Below are 16,746 nucleotides of genomic sequence, written 5' to 3' on the forward strand. Positions count from 1 at the left end.
CAAGTGCTCCGGCCAGGGTAGCGCCCGCGGTGCGGCCGGTGCCATGGCCGTCTCAGGGACCGGCCCGGCCCCGCACCAAGCGGGGCCATGGGCCCGGAAGGCGTCAGGACGCGGCGCAGGCCTCGTGGCCCCAGCCGCCCGACGCGAGCTTGGTGATCTTCTCGCCGGCCGCGTACGACTGCCCGCACGAGCAGCGTCCCGCGAACTTGGCCTTGATCACCGGCGCCTTCTTGCCGCTCGCGGCGTTGCCGGACGTGCTCTTGCGGGCGGGCGCGGCCTTGCGGGCCGGTGCGGAGGTGACGCGGTCGGCGCGTGGTGCCGGGATCTCCGTCATGCCGTGCGCGGTGCCCGCGGGCTGCTGCGACTCGGCGGCGTCGCTGGCCGCGATGTCGGCGATCGCGTTGAGCAGATCGCCGTCGGCCTGGTGGGCCGCGACATGGCGGAAGGTGACGTCACGGCCCGTGAGGAGCTCGTCGATCCGGATCACGAGCTCACGGTTGGCCACCGGCTTCTTCGACGCGGTGAGCCAGCCGTTCCGCTTCCAGTTCTTGATCCAGGTGGTGACCGCCTGCATCGCGTACTTGCTGTCCATCCGCACTTCCAGCGGCACGGAGGCGTCGGTCGACTCCAACAGCTCGGCGAGCGCGGTCAGTTCGGCGACGTTGTTGGTGGCGACTCCGAGCGGTCCCGCCTCCCAGCGCTGCGGGGTGCCCTCGGCATCGGCGACCACCCAGCCCCATGCGGCGGGTCCGGGGTTCTTCTTGGCGGCACCGTCACAGGCGGCGATGATCAGGTCGGACATGCCGACGATGATGCCAGGTGCGGCGGGTGTTCCCGAATCGGCGCGGAAACGGCTGCCGCGTGGGGTCCGGCGTGGCTGCGGCGTGCGGTCCGGCGTTCCGGCTGCCGTCCACCCGCTGCCGCACGCGTTCCCGCACTCACCCGTGCGACCGAAGCCGGGTTCGATCGTTGACCCGGCATGACAGATATGACCGCGACGAGCAGCGCGGACGGCTGCCCGCCTCCTCCGGCCAGGCGCCGGTGGCCGCTGGGCCGGGGTGCGCCCCATCTGCAGGAGCCGCGGACCGTCCAACCCGATCAGGAGCAGGATCGGTTGAGCCTGCGCGCCCGGGCGGCGCGGATGTCGCGGCTCTCGCGGTCCGCGCTGCCGAGCCGATAGCTCTCCGTGGACTGCCAGGCCGACCCGTCCCAGGTGACGAGGGTCACCGCGCGGACGGTCACGGTCAGCGGCAGCAGCGGCTCAAGGTCGCTCTCGACCGCGTCGTACGCGGCGTCCGCACTGCCGGGTGGGGCGCTGTTGGCAAGGGTGAGGTGAGGCTGCAGTCCGTCCTCGCCGAAGATCCCGCGGTACGGGACGCAGGCGGGCCACGCCTCGACGACCCGCTTGGTCAGCGTGTCGACCGGGTCGGCGGGCCAGGGCACGAGGTACAGAACGCCCGGGTAGCGCCCGAACTCGGCGAAGGTCAGCTCGAAGGGCGGCTGGGCGCCGACGACCGCGGCGAGCCGGTCCCGTACGGCCTCGTCGATGTCGCGCTCGTGCAGGAACGGGAAGAGCACCGAGACGTGTGCGGGAAATGCCTCCCGCATCAGCTCGTCGGCTTCCGGCACCAGGATCGTCAGCGCCGTCTGCCCGAGCTCGTGCCCCCACCCTGAACTCACCGTGCCGCCCCTCCCGCGTCCGGTCCCCCAGCATGCAGGACGCACCCGCAGGGGTGGCCGCCGGGGCGCCCCCATGGCCCCTCCCGTTTCCGGCTACCGGTACATGGCCTTCCGCAGTACGACCTCCGCGGGCCCGCGCCACCCTCGCTTCTCGAAGGCGTACGCGCCGAGCACCGTCACCAGCCACACCCCGACCGCGAACACGGCCATGCTCCAGCTGGTCAGATGCTCCCCGAGGCCGAGACCCCAGGCCGCGAGCAGCGGGGCGAAGAGCACGGAGTGGGCGAGATAGCACGACAGGGACCGCTTGCCGACGGCCGCCACCGCGGTGATCGCACGGTTTTCCGTGGCGCTGCCCGACGTCGCTTCGTGCGTACGGGACTTGGCGCGCCGCTTCATCCACCAGTGCACGAACAGGGTGATCGCGGCGACGTAGCCGAGTCCGGCCGCCATGCCGGTGAGTTCGCGCACGATCATCAGGATGCCCGTCTCGCTCTGCACGTGCGCGGGCAGGTCGAGGGCGCCGATGTGGGCGAGCGCCGAGGGCAGCGCGCCGAGCCAGCCGAGCGCGATGCCCAGGACGGCGGTGGTGCGCAGCAGCCGCAGATGGCCCGAGGGGTCCTCCAGGATGCGGCGGCGAGCAGCCCAGAAGCCGAGCAGGAAGATGACGTAGGCGCCGCCGACGAGCGTGAGCGGTGCGGCGGCGAAGGTCACGAACGCCCCGGTGGCCAGGCGCGTTCCGGCCGCCGCGAGCCAGCCGCCCTGCTCGGCCGCGTACGGCTCGTACGCCGGGGTCGGGGTGCCGGTGGTGCCGAGCGAGCCCAGGTTCCCCTCGGCGAGCGCCGAGATGACGGGCTCGGCGGAGATGAGGAGCAGCTGGACGGTGGCGATGACGATCCACCAGTTGAGCGCGCGGTCGCTGCGCCGCAGGAAGACCCAGCCGAGGACGAAGCTGAGGACGCCGTAGAAGCCGACGATGTCGCCGGCCATGAACAGGGTGGCGTGCGCGAAGCCGATGACGACGAGCAGCACGCTGCGCCGCCGCAGGATCCGTACGGCGTCGCGCTCGCTGGTCCCCGCGGCCACCTGGCGGCGGTAGAGCTGCACCATGCCGTAGCCGAAGAGGAAGGCGAAGAGGGGGTAGACCCGCAGGTCGAGGGCGGTGATCATGCCGAACTGGACGGCATGGTCGAGGGCGCCGCCGTCGACCGGCTGCCAGCCGGCGGGGCCGTAGTCGGAACTCCACAAGTGGAAGGCGGTGTTGGAGAGCACGATCAGGAGCAGCATCAGGCCGCGGGCGAGGTCCGGCGCGAGCGCGCGTTCCGCGGACCGTACGCCGGCCCGGCGCGGTCCGGGAGCGGCGGCGGTGTCCGGCCGGTGCTTCGTGTCATCGAGCGTCATGCCTTCGACGCTATGGACGCAGGTCACAGGGCCGCTTCCGTCTTTGGTCCAGGGTGCGTGGACTTCCGTATACGGGAGGCGGTCCATCCGGACCCGCGGGCGGCGGACCGGCCGCGCATCAACTGATCGGTCGACCCTCCCGTAGCCCGTACGGCGTGTCCCGGATGGGCCGTCCGACCTGCCCGGAAGCAGCCGGTGGTGCGATGCGTGGGCCCAGGGCCGTCGGAGACGATCGAGGGGACAAGAGCCCAACGACGAGGCGCTCTAAGCGAAGCCCCTGCCGACTGTCCTGACTGTCCTGACTTTGAGGAGACCACCGTGGAGTCTGTACGACGGACCCATCGCCGCCGCACCCTCGTTCCGACGGCGCTGCTCGCGGCCGGCCTGACGCTCCTCGCCGCCTGCGGTACGAGCGGTGACGACGAGCCGGCCGACCGGCCCGCGTCGAGCTCCGCGGCGAAGGAATCCGGCGGGAAGGCTCCGGCCGGTGCGTCCTCGAAGGCCTCCGCCGATCTCCTGGCCGCCGCCGGGAAGGGCGACGCGGACGCGGTACGCAAGGCCGTGGACGCGGGCGCCGAGCTGGAGGCCACGGACGACCGCGGCCGTACGCCGCTGATCCTCGCGGTCACCGGCGATCACGTCGAAGCCGCCGAGATCCTGGTGAAGGCGGGCGCCGACCCGGACCGGCAGGACGACCAGGAGGACAGCGCCTGGCTGGTGACAGGTGTGACGGGCAGCGCCGAGATGGCGCGCGTCCTGATCCCCGCGGACCCGGACTACACCCTGGAGAACCGCTACGGCGGTACGTCCCTCATCCCGGCCGGCGAGCACGGTCACGCGGACTATGTGCGCGAGGTGCTCAAGAGCACCGACATGAAGGTCGACCACGTCAACGACCTGGGCTGGACCGCCCTGTTGGAGGCGGTCATCCTCGGCGACGGCGGCGAGGACCACCAGGAGGTCGTCGAACTCCTCCTCGACGCCGGCGCCGACCCGGAGCTCGCCGACCGCGACGGCGTCACCCCCCTCGAGCACGCCGAGGACAAGGGCCAGGACGAGATCGCGGACCTGCTGCGGGCCGCGGGCGCCTGACCCCGCGCGGGTGCCGTACGGGCACCCGCCCCTGAACCGGCGTGAGAGGCCCAACCCCCCGGGGGCCTCTCACGCCGTCGCCGTCTCACGCCGCCTCGACGACGTCCCGCTGCTCCCGTGCCCGCTCCTGCCCGGCGAACTGCGTCCGGTGCAGCTCGGCGTAGCGCCCGTCGGCCGCGAGGAGTTCCTCGTGGCGGCCGCGTTCCACGACGCGGCCGTCCTCGATGACGAGGATCTGGTCCGCCGAGCGGATCGTGGAGAGGCGGTGGGCGATGACCAGCGCCGTCCGCCCGTCGAGTGCCTCGGCGAGCGCCTCCTGGACGGCCGCCTCCGAGGTGTTGTCGAGGTGCGCGGTGGCCTCGTCGAGGATCACGACGCGCTGGCGTGCGAGCAGCAGCCGCGCGATCGTGAGGCGCTGGCGTTCACCGCCGGAGAGCCGGTAGCCGCGCTCGCCGACCACGGTGTCGAGCCCGTCGGGCAGCGCGCGGACGAGGGCGTCGAGGCGGGCGCGGCGCAGCGCGTCCCACAACTCCTCGTCGGTGGCCGCCGGTTGGGCGAGCAGCAGGTTGGCGCGCACGGAGTCGTGGAACAGGTGGCCGTCCTGCGTGACCATGCCGAGCGTGCCGCGCACGGAGGCGGCGCTCAGATCCCGTACGTCGACTCCGCCGAGCTTCACGACACCTTCGTCGGCGTCGTAGAGGCGCGGGACGAGCTGCGCGATGGTGGACTTGCCCGCGCCCGAGGAACCCACGAGCGCGATGGTCTGGCCCGGTTCGGCGCGGAACGACAGTCCGTGCAGGACCTCCTCGCCGCCGCGGGTGTCGAGGGAGGCGACCTCCTCCAGGGAGGCGAGGGAGACCTTGTCGGCCGCGGGGTAGCCGAAGCGGACGTTCTCGAACTCGACGGCTACCGGACCGTCCGGCACGGCCCGCGCGTCCGGCTTCTCCTCGATCAGCGGCTTGAGGTCGAGCACCTCGAAGACCCGCTCGAAGCTGACCAGCGCGCTCATCACCTCGACGCGTGCGCCGGCGAGTGCGGTGAGCGGTGCGTAGAGCCGGGTCAGGAGCAGGGCGAGGGCGACGACGGAACCGGCGTCGAGGGTGCCGCGGAGCGCGAACCAGCCGCCGAGTCCGTAGACGAGCGCGAGGGCCAGCGCCGAGACGAGGGTGAGCGCGGTGATGAAGGTGGCCTGCGCCATCGCGGTGCGCACGCCGATGTCGCGGACGCGCCGGGCCCGCGCGGCGAACTCCTCGGACTCCTCGCCGGGCCGCCCGAACAGCTTGACCAGGGTCGCGCCGGGCGCCGAGAACCGCTCGGTCATACGGGTGCCCATCGCCGCGTTGTGCGCGGCGGCCTCACGCTGCAGCCGGGCCATCTTGGTGCCCATCCGCCGTGCGGGGACGATGAAGACGGGCAGCAGCACGAGCGCGAGCAGGGTGATCTGCCAGGACAGGCTGAGCATCACGGCGAGCGTGAGCAGCAGTGTGACGACGTTGGAGACCACACCGGACAGGGTGTTGGAGAAGGCGCGCTGCGCGCCGATCACGTCGTTGTTGAGGCGGCTGACGAGCGCGCCGGTGCGGGTGCGCGTGAAGAATGCGACCGGCATCCGCTGGACGTGGTCGAAGACGGTGGTGCGCAGGGCCAGGATCAGATCCTCGCCGAGGCTCGCGGAGAGCCAGCGGTTGACGAGTCCGAGGCCCGCCTCGGCCACCGCGATGGCGGCGATCAGGAGCGCGAGGCGGACGACGACCCCGGAGTCCTCGCCGCCGACGATGGCGTCCACGACCCATCCGGCGAGCACGGGTGTCGCCACGGCGAGCAGCGCCATCGCCACGCTGAGGAGCAGGAACTGGCCGATGCGTCGGCGGTGCGGGCGGGCGAAGTCGGCGATCCGGCGCAGGGTGGCGCGGGCGAAGGGACGCTGGTCCTGCTGGGCGTTCATCACGCTGTGCAGCTGCGTCCAGGCTGTGGTTTCCATGCTCATGCCGACGAACCTAGAACCTGAAGTTTGCTTGAGGTCAACTCCTTTCCCGGGAACGGCAAGCTCGGCTGCTCTTGAACCGCGTCCCGACCGGTCTGCTACAGTGCGAATGGCACTTGTGTACGCCTGGGGTCTCCCCGGCGCCGGTGCAGTTCCCTCTCCGCCCGCTTCCGCCGGGCCTCCGCCCGCTTCCGTCGGGCCCTTCCCCCGGACTTCGCCGTCCGGATTCTCCGCTCCGCCGACGTGCGGTCCGCGCCCTGTCACCGGGCGCCCCGCCCTCCGTCGCGTTGAGCCTCATCCCCACCCCCGTATGCCTACTCCCGTCCACGAAAGGACGCCCCACCATGACCACCACCACACTCGAACCCGCTGCGGCCGTACGGGAGTTGCCCACGGCCCGCGGAATCCTTGATCTCACCGCCCACGGCAACGGCGTGCTCCGCACCGCCGACTGCCTCCCCTCGCCCGGCGATCCGCACGTCCCGGCCGCGCTCATCCGCCGGCTCGGTCTGCGCCGCGGCGACGACGTCGAAGGAACGCTCGCGCGCACCGCGAAGGGCCGCGCCCTCGACTCCGTCGCGCTGATCAACGGACGGCTGCCCCAAGACCTGCGCACCCGCCCCCACTTCAGGGACCTCACCCCGCTCCATCCCCGCGAGCGGCTCACCCTGGAGCACCCGTCGGGCGGGGTCACGCCGCGGATCGTCGATCTCGTCGCGCCCGTCGGCAAAGGGCAGCGCGGGCTGATCGTCGCGCCGCCGAAGACCGGCAAGACGACGCTGCTCAAGCAGCTGGCCACGGCCGTCTCGGCGAACCACCCGGAGGCCCATCTGATGGTGCTGCTCCTCGACGAGCGGCCCGAGGAGGTCACCGACATGCGGCGCTCGGTGCGCGGCGAGGTGCTCGCCTCCACCTTCGACCGGCCCGCCAAGGAGCACATCGCACTCGCGGAGCTCGCCGTCGAACGCGCCAAGCGGCTCGTCGAGCAGGGCCGCGACGTCGTGCTCCTGCTCGACTCGCTGACCCGTCTGTGCCGCGCCCACAACAACGCGGCCGCGGCCGGCGGGCGCACCCTCAGCGGCGGTGTCGACGCGGCCGCGCTGCTCGGTCCGAAGCGGATGTTCGGCGCGGCCCGGCTGACCGAGGAGGCCGGATCCCTGACGATCCTGGCCACCGCGCTGGTCGACACCGGCTCGCGCGCCGACGACTACTACTTCGAAGAGCTCAAGAGCACCGGCAACATGGAGCTGCGCCTGGACCGCACCCTCGCCGACCAGCGCGTGTTCCCGGCCGTGGACATCACCCCGTCCGGCACGCGCCGCGAGGAACTCCTGATCCCCGAAGGCGAGTTGACAGCGGTACGAGCCCTGCGGCGGGTCCTGCAGTCCCGCAACGGGCAGGCCACCGAGGCGCTCATCGAGCAGCTGCGCAAGGCGCCCGACAACCCGGCGTTCCTGCGCCAGGTCAAGCAGACAGTGCCCGGGGCGTAGCCGCCCGGAGCTGGGGGTTTTCCCCCAGGCAGGACGGAGGAAAGCCGCGTTCCGGGGCCGTCGGTACGGATCTAGCGTCGAGGCATGAGCTTGCAGACGACCGTCCCGAGGGGGCCCCGATGATCTCGGTCCGCCGCTTGACCAAGCATTACGGCACGACCGCCGCCGTCCAGGAGCTGAGCTTCGACGTGGCGCCCGGCGCCGTGACCGGCTTCCTCGGGCCCAACGGCTCCGGGAAGTCCACGACACTGCGCATGATCATGGGCCTTGACGCCCCCGACGCGGGCGAGGCCCTGGTGCACGGCCGCCCCTACGCGGAGCTCGCCTGGCCGCTGCGCGAGGTGGGGGCGCTGCTCGAAGCGCGGGCGTACCACCCGGGCCGCAGCGCGTACCGGCATCTGGCGGCGCTCGCCGCGGGCGGCGGAATTCCGCGGCGGCGCGTCGACGAGGTGCTCTCCACCGTCGGTCTCACCGAGGTCGCGCACAAGAGGGCGGGCACCTTCTCGCTCGGGATGTCCCAGCGCCTGGGGATCGCCGCCGCGCTGCTCGGCGAGCCGGGTGTGCTGCTCTTCGACGAGCCGGTGAACGGGCTCGATCCCGAAGGGGTGCGCTGGATCAGGGACTTGATGAAGTCCCTGGCCGCCGAGGGCCGTACGGTCCTCGTCTCCAGCCACCTGATCAGTGAAATGGCGCTCACTGCCGAACACTTGGTGGTCATCGGGCAGGGGCGGCTGCTCGCGGACACGACCGTCGCCGCGCTGACCGCCGACGGCAACTCCCTGGAAGAGGCGTTCTTCCGGCTGACGTCCGACTCCGCCACGTATCGCGGCCACACCGCACCGTCCCAGGGGAGCAACCGATGACCAGCTCAGCACTGTCCGTCCGCCCCCGCGGCACGGCACACGGCTACGGCTTCACGCACGCCGCGCGCATGGAGTGGATCAAACTCCGCAGTCTGCGGTCGACTTGGTGGGCGCTGTGCGCCGTCGTCGCCGGGATGATCGCCATCGGGGTGGTCACGATGGCCAACACGAAGGCGCCCTCGGCCGACAAGGCCGCCGGCTTCGACCCGACCAACAACGTGCTGGCCGGGGTCGCACTCGGCCAGCTCGTCGTCGGGGTGATCGGGGTGCTGCTCGTCACCGGCGAGTACTCGTCCGGCGCGATGCGCTCCACGCTCGCGGCCGTGCCGCGCCGGCCGCTGGTGCTCGGGGCGAAGGCGGCGGTGTTCGGCACGGTGACGCTCGTCCTCAGCGAGGTCGTCGCGTTCGTCACCTTCCTGGTGGGACGTGCCGCGCTCGCGCCCGAGATCCCCCAGCCGTCCCTGACCGACGGCGGCGTCCTGCGCGCCGTCTGGATGTCCGGCGCGTATCTCGCCCTGATCGCGGTGCTCGCCGTGGGCATCGGCGCCCTGACCCGGCACACGGCGAGCGGGATCGGCGCGGTGGTGGGCCTGCTGTTCGTCGTCCCCGCGGTGCTGGCGGGCGCGACGGGCACCGCGGTGGCCAAGTTCTTCCCGACGATGATCGCCGGGAACTCGCTCGCGGTGTCCCGCCCGATGCCCGAGATGCTCACCCCCTGGGCCGGATTCGGGCTGCTCGTCCTCTACACGCTCCTGGTGTACGGGGCCGGGGTGCGGATGCTGGTGAAGCGGGATGCGTGAGGGCGGGCCGCGCGGAGAGCGGGCGGGAGGCCGCGGCGGCGCCCGCACCGCCACACCCGACGGCACCCCCGTGGCTCCTGCCCAGGGACGTACCGCCACCCCCGGGGCGCGTGCCCGGGAACGTACCGCCACCCCCGGGGCGCGTGCCCGTGCGGGACACGGAATGATCGGGACCATGCCCGCCGCACCCGACTCGCCCGGCCGTCTCACGACGGTCCTCAAGGCCCCGCTGACCCGCCGGGCCTGGCGCGAGGTGGCGTATCTGATCTGCACCGGGCCGGTCGGGCTCGCGGGCGGACCCTTGGTGCTGATCCTGCTCGCGCTCGGGTTCGCGCTGGTGCTCTCGCTGGTCGGGGCCGTACTCGGACTGCTGCTCGTCGTCGGCGCGCTCGGTCTGGCCCGCGCTCTCGCCGCCGTGCACCGCACGCTCGCGGCGAAGCTGCTCGGCGAACACGTCCCCGCGCCCCCGCGGGGCGCCGCCCGCGCGGACCTGGGCCTCTTCGCCCGGCTCGACGCCCGGCTGCGCGACGGCACCGGCTGGCGGAGCGTCACCTACGTCCTCGCGCGGCTGCCGCTGTCCCTGATCGGCCTGTACGCAGCCCAGTGGTGGGTCGTCGGCCTGATCGATCTCACCGCACCTGTGCGCTGGGCGCTGTTCGGCCAGGGCACCCACGGCATGCTGCTCCTCACCCCGCTGCCCGCGGGCGGCAGCCCCACCGTGCACACCTTCGCGGGTACGTTCCTCGGCATCGCGATGGGCCTGGCGACCCTGCTGATCGCGCCGTGGTTCACGCGCGTGGTCGTCGGCGCGGACCGCTGGCTCCTGCGCGCCCTCCTCGGACCGGGTGAACTGGCCGAGCGCGTACGGGATCTGGAGGAGACCCGGGCCCTCGCGGTCGACGACTCGGTGGCTCTCCTCCGCCGCGTCGAACGCGATCTGCACGACGGCGCCCAGGTCCGCCTGGTCGCCCTGGCGCTCGGCCTCGACATGGCGAAGGCCAAGCTCGCCGACGAGCCGGCGCCCGATCTCGCGGCCGTACGCAAGCTCGTGGACGGCGCGCACCAGAACGCCACCGAGGCCCTCACCGAGCTGCGCGATCTGGCCCGCGGCATCCATCCGCCGGTCCTGGACGAGGGCTTGGGCCACGCCCTGGAGACCCTCACCGCCCGCAGCACGATCCCCGTCCAGCTGAGCGTGGACGTGCCCGAGCGGCCGTCGCCCGCGATCGAGTCCATCGCGTACTTCTGCACCGCCGAGCTGCTCACCAACGTCATCAAGCACAGCGGCGCCGCCCGCGCGACCGTCTCCGCCGTCTCCCGCCCCGACGGGACGCTCCGGCTGCGCGTCGGCGACGACGGGCACGGCGGTGCCGAGGCCGGCACGGGCAGCGGGCTCACCGGACTGACGCAGCGCGTGCGGACGGTCGACGGCACCCTGGAGATCCGCAGCCCCGAGGGCGGCCCGACGATGATCACCATCGATCTGCCCCCGCGCGCATGAACGCGTCGGCTCCCGCCGTCGGCGCCCATCTGCCGCCGCTCCCCCGCCCGTTCATGCCAGCATGGCCCCCATGCGTGTAGTGATCGCCGAAGACGCCGCCGTGTTGCGGGAGCTCCTGGTCCAGATGCTGAAGGACCGCGGCCACGAGGTCCCGGCCGCCGTACCCGACGCCGAGGCCCTGCGGGCGGCGGTCACCGAACACCGGCCGGACGTGGCGATCGTCGACATCCGGATGCCGCCCACGCACACGGACGAGGGCCTGCGCGCCGCCATCGCGCTGCGCGCCGAACACCCGGACACGGGCGTGCTGTTGTTCTCGCAGTACGTCGAGACGAAGTACGCCACCGAGCTGCTCGCGGCCGGTTCGGCGGGCGTCGGCTATCTGCTCAAGGACCGGGTGGCGAACATCGCCGAGTTCACGGCCGCCCTCGACCGCGTCGCCTCCGGCGGCACCGCGCTGGACCCCGAGGTGGTCACCCAGCTCGCGGGCGCGAGCCGCCGCACCGACGCCCTCGCGACACTCACCCCGCGCGAACGCGAGGTTCTGTCGCTGATGGCCGAGGGCCGGTCCAACGCGGCCATCGCCGCCGGGATGCATGTCTCGCCGGGCACGGTCGAGAAGCATGTGGCCGCCCTCTTCGGCAAGTTGGGCCTGCCCGCGTCCGAGGACATGAACCGCCGCGTCCTCGCCGTACTCCGCTTCCTGAAGGACTGAGGATCCCCATGCCGCGCACGGCCCCCGACCTCCACGAGCTCTACGCCGGGCGGATCGCCGGACAGACCCGCCTCCTGACCGAGGCCGTCGCCGGTGCGGACGTCACCGCGCCCGTGCCGGGCCTCGACGGCTGGACCCTCGCGCACCTCCTGCGCCACGTGGGCGGCGCGCACCGCTGGGCGGAGACGGTGATCCGCACCCGCGCCACGGCCCCGGTCCCCGACGACCAGGTCGACGACGTCACACCCGACAAGGACGACGACGTGGCCGCGTTGAGCGCCTGGCTGACCGAAGGCGCCGATCTGCTCGCCGCCGCCCTGCGGTCCACGCCCGAGGACACACCGGTGTGGACGGTCGCCCCGAGCGGGCGGCCGGTGTTCTGGGCCCGGCGGATGACGTACGAGACGGTCGTGCACCGCTACGACGCGACGCGCGCCGCGGGCGGCACGTACGTCCTCGACGCCGATACCGCGATCGACGGCATCGAGGAGTGGCTCGGCTTCAGCACGCTGGCCCAGGCCTACGTCTCCCCGCAGGCGCAGGAGGCGTTGAGCGCCGCCGGCCGCACGCTGCATCTGCACGGCACCGACGCGGCGGACGGCGAGTGGCTGATCGACCTCACGAAGGTGCCGATCACCTGGAGCCACGGTCACGTGAAGGCGACCACGGCGGTACGGGGCCCGCTCCAGGATCTGCTGCTCGCGCTGTACGAGCGACCCGCGACCGGTCCGGGGCTCGAAGTCTTCGGTGACGAGGAGCTGTTCCGGGACTGGGTGCACGCGGCGGGCGACTGGCTGCGGCGCTGACCGGCCGACCGCAGGGACCTGGTGGCATCCGCGGGCCGCACGGCAGACTCGCCCCATGACCGTACGCAGCGAACGCACCGGACCCGTCACCACCATCGTGCTCTCCCGCCCCGCGGCGCGGAACGCCGTCGACGGGCCGACCGCGGCCCGGCTCGCGGAGGCGTTCCGTGCGTTCGAGGCGGACGACGAGGCACGGGTGGCCGTCCTGTGGGGCGAGGGCGGCACGTTCTGCGCGGGCGCGGACCTCAAGGCGATCGGCACCGAGCACGGCAACCAGGTCACCGAGGACGGGGACGGTCCGATGGGCCCGACCCGGATGCGGCTGTCGAAGCCGGTGATCGCGGCGGTCGCCGGTCATGCCGTGGCGGGCGGTCTGGAGCTGGCGCTCTGGTGCGATCTGCGGATCGCCGAACAGGACGCGGTGTTCGGGGTCTTCTGCCGCCGCTGGGGCGTCCCGCTCATCGACGGCGGTACGGTACGGCTGCCCCGGATCGTCGGCACGGGCCGCGCCCTCGACCTGATCCTCACGGGCCGTCCGGTGCCCGCGGACGAGGCGTACGCGATGGGGCTCGCCAACCGTGTGGTGCCGGCCGGCCGTTCGCGTGAGGCGGCCGAGGAGCTGGCCGCCGAGATCGCAGCGTTCCCGCAGGCCTGTCTGCGCAGCGACCGGGCCTCCGTGCTCGAACAGGAGGGTCTGGGAGAAGAGGCCGCCCTGGCCGGGGAGTTCCACTACGGCGTCGGCGTCCTGGCCGAGAGTCTGCAGGGCGCGGCCCGCTTCGCGGCGGGCGCGGGGCGGCACGGGGCGTTCGGCGAGGGCTAGTCCTCGCGGTGGTTCAGGGCAGCAGCACCCAGTCGCCGAGGAGCGCCGCCACCAGGCCCGTGCCCAGGACATACGTGCCCAGGCGGGTGCGGCCGCGGCGGCTGAGCTCGATCACCAGGCCGCAGAGCACCAGGAGCAGTCCGTACACCCCGACGACGAGGACGGACGAGCGGCTGGCGAGCCGGATCGCGAGGACCACGGCGACCAGGACCATCAGGACGGAGGCCGCGGTGATCCGCAGCCGCCGCGCCTGGCGCGGGGTCATCCCCGCACGGGCGGTGTCCGCGGAATCCTGCCCCTCGGCGATGTCCGTGTCCTCGGTCGTGGCGGCCTCTTGATCGGATGCGTTCATGGGCCTGGATCGTAATAGGTGGCCTGCACACCTTGCAGACCCGCTCCTCGGATGGCCGGATTCCTCAGCGCACAAGAAGCTGAATTCCGCCCACAACGGTCGCCGCGATCACCAGCCGCTCGAAAAGGAGTTGGTCGATCCGCTCCACGCACTTGCGTCCCAGCCACGCGCCGGGGACGACGAAGAGGACGAGGGCCGCGTCGAGCAGGAGCGACTCCTTGTCGATGAGTCCGAGGCCGACGCTGAACGGCACCTTCGAACTGTTCACGATCAGGAAGAACCAGGCGGAGGTGCCGAGGAAGCCGAGTTTCCGGAAGCCGCCGGAGATCAGATACAGCGACATCACCGGCCCGCCGGCGTTGGCGACCATCGTCGTGAACCCGCCGAGCACCCCGTACGAGGGGGCCTTCCAGCGGGCAGCAGCAGCGGGTGCCTTCTCCTCCTGCCGCGCCGCCGCCCGGCGCCGCCACACCGTGACCGCGGCCATGAGCAGCAGGATCGCCCCGATCGAGGTGGCCACCCCGTCGTCGTCGGCCCACATCAGGAACACCGTGCCGAGCACCACGCCGACGCCGACCGCGGGGAACAGCCGCCACAGCGTGGGCCAGTGGGCGTGCCGGCGGTAGGTGAGGACCGCGAGGACGTCACCGGCGATCAGGATCGGCAGCAGCACCCCCGTGGATTCACGGGCGGGGAGCAGCGCCGCGAACACGGCGAGACTGACCGTGTTCGCGCCGCTGACGGCTGTCTTCGAGAATCCGACGAGTCCCGCGGCGAGCGCGAGGGCGATGAATTCCCAGGTCGTTACGGGAGTCAGCCTTCCAGCTCCCCGAGACGCGCCGCGATCTCACCACGGGACGGCACTCCGAGTTTCGCCAGGATCCGCTCCAGATGCGCGTCGACCGTCCGCTTGGAGATGACGAGCCGTTCCGCGATCTCCCGGTTGGAGAGCCCTTCGGAGGCGAGCAGCGCCACCTCGTGCTCGCGGCGGGTCAGTTCGGGGCTCTGCCGGCGCGGTGCGGGGATCAGCTCCTTCGCCTGCTGTCCGGTGGCGAGCGCCACCACCTCGTCCTGCGGGCGCCGCGCCCCGTCGGCCCGCAGCTCGGCGCACCGCTGTGCGCCGAGCGCCTGCTCGGCGGCGTGTACGGCGCTCTGGTGGAAGTCCTCCATGAGGGAGGTGCCGCCGAGCCTCGCGCCCGCGCCCGCCCAGAGCGGGTCCGCGGCGCCGAGCAGCCAGATCGCCTCGGCGTGCCGTCCGTCGTGGCCGGCCAGCCAGGCGAGCAGTTCCAGGCAGTAGCCCATGCCGACGCCGTCGCCGAGTTCGTGCTTGATCCGCAGTGCGGTGGCGCCGGAGGTGCGGCTCTGTGCGTACTCGCCGCGGCGGAAGCGGGCCACGCCGGTCACGAAGTGCAGATAGCCGCGCACCCAGCCCTCGGTGGACTGTTCGCCGAGGCGTTCGAGGCCGCGCTCGCAGATGTCGAGCGCGGAGTCGAGCTGTCCGCCGAGGAAGCGCATGTAGCCGATCTGCGTCTCCAGGGTGACGAGGCCGACCACGTCCCCGGCGTCCTCCAGGATCCGGTACGCCTCCTCGGCGGCCCGGGCCGCCTCCTCGTGCCGTTCCATGAACGTCAGCGACAGGTTGAGGTAGACGCGGCCGCGTCCGGCGACCACCGGATCGTGCAGCCGGTCCGCGATCCGCACGCATTCCTCGGCCTCGTCGAGCGCGCGCGGATCGGCCTGGAACGCACCGAGATACGCACTCTGCGCCAGCGCCCAGGCCCGCTCGCGCACGGCGCCGGGGAAGCGGTCGGTGATCTTCGCGTACCAGTAGCGGCCCTCGGTGTGCAGTCCTGCGATGTGCCAGTACGCCCAGAGCGAGCCGACGAGGGCGGCCGCCTCCTTGTCCTTGCCGGGCGCGGCGAGGGCGTACTCGATGGCGAGGCGGATGTCGGGGTGCTGTTCGCGCAGGCCGTGGTAGCGCTGGATCTGGTCGTCCGCGAGGAAGTTGCGGTCGAAGGCGTCGGCGAGCCGGCGCTGGCGCGCGTAGTGCCGCTCGCGCAGCTGCGCCTGCTCGCCGAGGGTGGCGAGGTGTTCGGCCCCGTACTCGCGCAGGGTGTCGAGCATCCGGTAGCGGGAGCCGTCCACGCCCTCGCGCTGCACGACCGATTTGTCGACGAGGCCGACGAGCGCTTCGAGGATCTCCTCGCGGGGCAGCGGGCCGCCCGCGCAGACCTCCTCGATGGCGGGGATGTCGAAGCTGCCCGCGAAGACGGAGAGCCGGCACCAGAGCAACTGCTCCTGCTCGGTGCAGAGTTCATGGCTCCACTCGATGGCGGTACGGAGCGTCTGGTGCCGTGGCAGTGCGGTGCGGCGGCCGCCGGTGAGCAGCCGGAAACGGTCTTCGAGGCGGGCCACGAGCTGGTCGAGGGGCAGCACACGCAGCCGTACCGTGGCCAGTTCGATGGCGAGCGGCATTCCGTCGAGGCGGCGGCAGAGGGCGATCACGTCGGCGCGGTTGCCGTCGTGCACGGTGAAGGAGGGGTCGACGGCGCGGGCGCGCTGGGCGAAGAGCTCGACGGCGTCGCCGCCCTTGGTGCGCACCGGCAGCGGCGCGATCTGGCAGATGTGCTCACCCGGGACGTCGAGCGGCTGGCGGCTGGTGGCGAGCACCGAGACTCCGGTGGTCTCGTGCAACACGATGTCGGAGAACATCGCGCAGGCGTCGACGAGATGCTCGCAGGTGTCGAGGATCAGGAGCAGGTTTCGCTCGCGCAGATGGTCGAGCACGGCGTCGAGCGGCGGGCGGGCGTCGCCCTCGGGCAGTCCCAGACAGCCGGCGACGGTGTGCGGCAGCAGTTCGGGGTCGCGCAGCTCGGACAGTTCGATGAGGCAGACCCCGTGCTCGTACCGGCTCGCGACGCGTGCCGCGGCGCGCAGGGCGATCCGGGTCTTGCCGACTCCGCCAGGACCGGTCACCGTCACCATGCGGGCCTGGCGCAACGCCTCGTCGACCCGGGTCAGTTCCTTGGCCCGCCCGACGAATCCGGTCACTTCCACCGGCAGTTCCCCCGGCCTGCGGCGGACAAGAGCCAACGTCATTCCCATCCTCACTGCGTGCGGTGCAGGGCGCCGGTGCACCGGCCCCCGGCTTCTCACCCGGCGGCTGCTCCCCCGACGACCACGCTTCCCGGACGACTTCGCCTCCCGGACGGTCTGTCGCCGTCGACGATACGCGCCGGCCG

General features: G+C 72.5%; 15 protein-coding genes. 8 read left to right on the forward strand and 7 right to left on the reverse strand.

Annotation, left to right across the window (positions count from 1 at the left end):
- Positions 1-103: 103 nt before the first annotated feature.
- The 3 genes from ACIBI4_RS02740 to ACIBI4_RS02750 form a co-directional block, all read right to left on the reverse strand.
- Complete coding sequence (locus tag ACIBI4_RS02740) at positions 104-802, reverse strand: ribonuclease H (protein ID WP_399201716.1); 699 nt, start codon at positions 800-802, stop codon at positions 104-106.
- Between the two features lie 296 nt (positions 803-1,098).
- On the reverse strand, positions 1,099-1,680 hold the full coding sequence (locus ACIBI4_RS02745) for a 2'-5' RNA ligase family protein (RefSeq protein WP_399201717.1): 582 nt from the start codon (positions 1,678-1,680) through the stop codon (positions 1,099-1,101).
- Between the two features lie 93 nt (positions 1,681-1,773).
- A complete protein-coding gene (locus ACIBI4_RS02750; protein WP_399201718.1) occupies positions 1,774-3,081 on the reverse strand; it encodes a DUF418 domain-containing protein in 1,308 nt (435 codons plus the stop codon).
- 516 nt (positions 3,082-3,597) lie between these two features.
- Here ACIBI4_RS02750 and ACIBI4_RS02755 point away from each other — a divergent pair.
- Entirely contained in the window at positions 3,598-4,173 is a 576-nt protein-coding gene (locus ACIBI4_RS02755; protein ID WP_399202009.1) for an ankyrin repeat domain-containing protein, read from the forward strand.
- Positions 4,174-4,258: 85 nt separating this feature from the next.
- Here ACIBI4_RS02755 and ACIBI4_RS02760 read toward each other — a convergent pair whose 3' ends face one another.
- Positions 4,259-6,154, reverse strand: coding sequence for an ABC transporter ATP-binding protein (locus ACIBI4_RS02760; RefSeq protein ID WP_399202010.1), 1,896 nt, complete (start codon positions 6,152-6,154; stop codon positions 4,259-4,261).
- 347 nt (positions 6,155-6,501) lie between these two features.
- Here ACIBI4_RS02760 and rho point away from each other — a divergent pair, with 347 nt between their 5' ends.
- From rho to ACIBI4_RS02795, 7 genes are all read left to right on the forward strand, one after another.
- Entirely contained in the window at positions 6,502-7,647 is a 1,146-nt protein-coding gene (gene rho / locus ACIBI4_RS02765) for a transcription termination factor Rho (RefSeq protein ID WP_399201719.1), read from the forward strand.
- Between the two features lie 137 nt (positions 7,648-7,784).
- A complete protein-coding gene (locus ACIBI4_RS02770) occupies positions 7,785-8,510 on the forward strand; it encodes an ABC transporter ATP-binding protein (protein WP_399201720.1) in 726 nt (241 codons plus the stop codon).
- Complete coding sequence (locus ACIBI4_RS02775; RefSeq protein WP_399201721.1) at positions 8,507-9,310, forward strand: ABC transporter permease; 804 nt, start codon at positions 8,507-8,509, stop codon at positions 9,308-9,310. Before ACIBI4_RS02770 ends, ACIBI4_RS02775 begins: the two co-directional genes overlap by 4 nt.
- 175 nt (positions 9,311-9,485) lie before the next feature.
- On the forward strand, positions 9,486-10,811 hold the full coding sequence (locus ACIBI4_RS02780; RefSeq protein WP_399201722.1) for a sensor histidine kinase: 1,326 nt from the start codon (positions 9,486-9,488) through the stop codon (positions 10,809-10,811).
- A 70-nt stretch (positions 10,812-10,881) separates the two neighbouring features.
- The gene (locus ACIBI4_RS02785; protein WP_399201723.1) at positions 10,882-11,526 is read left to right on the forward strand and encodes a response regulator; all 645 of its coding nucleotides are present in this window, start codon (positions 10,882-10,884) and stop codon (positions 11,524-11,526) included.
- Between the two features lie 8 nt (positions 11,527-11,534).
- The gene (locus ACIBI4_RS02790; RefSeq protein WP_399201724.1) at positions 11,535-12,332 is read left to right on the forward strand and encodes a maleylpyruvate isomerase family mycothiol-dependent enzyme; all 798 of its coding nucleotides are present in this window, start codon (positions 11,535-11,537) and stop codon (positions 12,330-12,332) included.
- Positions 12,333-12,387: 55 nt separating this feature from the next.
- Positions 12,388-13,152 carry a crotonase/enoyl-CoA hydratase family protein gene (locus ACIBI4_RS02795; RefSeq protein WP_399201725.1) on the forward strand — a complete coding sequence of 255 codons (765 nt, stop codon included), beginning with the start codon at positions 12,388-12,390 and terminating at the stop codon, positions 13,150-13,152.
- Between the two features lie 13 nt (positions 13,153-13,165).
- Here the strand turns inward: ACIBI4_RS02795 and ACIBI4_RS02800 are convergent, their stop codons facing one another.
- The 3 genes from ACIBI4_RS02800 to ACIBI4_RS02810 all read right to left on the reverse strand — a co-directional run bounded on the left by ACIBI4_RS02800 (position 13,166) and on the right by ACIBI4_RS02810 (position 16,603).
- Positions 13,166-13,504: a hypothetical protein gene (locus ACIBI4_RS02800; RefSeq protein WP_399201726.1), complete on the reverse strand. Its 339-nt coding sequence runs from the start codon at positions 13,502-13,504 to the stop codon at positions 13,166-13,168.
- A gap of 64 nt (positions 13,505-13,568) precedes the next feature.
- Positions 13,569-14,321 (reverse strand): sulfite exporter TauE/SafE family protein, encoded by a 753-nt coding sequence (locus ACIBI4_RS02805; RefSeq protein ID WP_399202011.1) that lies wholly within the window; start codon positions 14,319-14,321, stop codon positions 13,569-13,571.
- Positions 14,318-16,603: an ATP-binding protein gene (locus tag ACIBI4_RS02810; RefSeq protein ID WP_399201727.1), complete on the reverse strand. Its 2,286-nt coding sequence runs from the start codon at positions 16,601-16,603 to the stop codon at positions 14,318-14,320. Before ACIBI4_RS02810 ends, ACIBI4_RS02805 begins: the two co-directional genes overlap by 4 nt.
- Positions 16,604-16,746: the final 143 nt, after the last annotated feature.

The sequence above is a fragment of the Streptomyces sp. NPDC050418 genome (assembly GCF_044458745.1).
GTDB lineage: Bacteria > Actinomycetota > Actinomycetes > Streptomycetales > Streptomycetaceae > Streptomyces.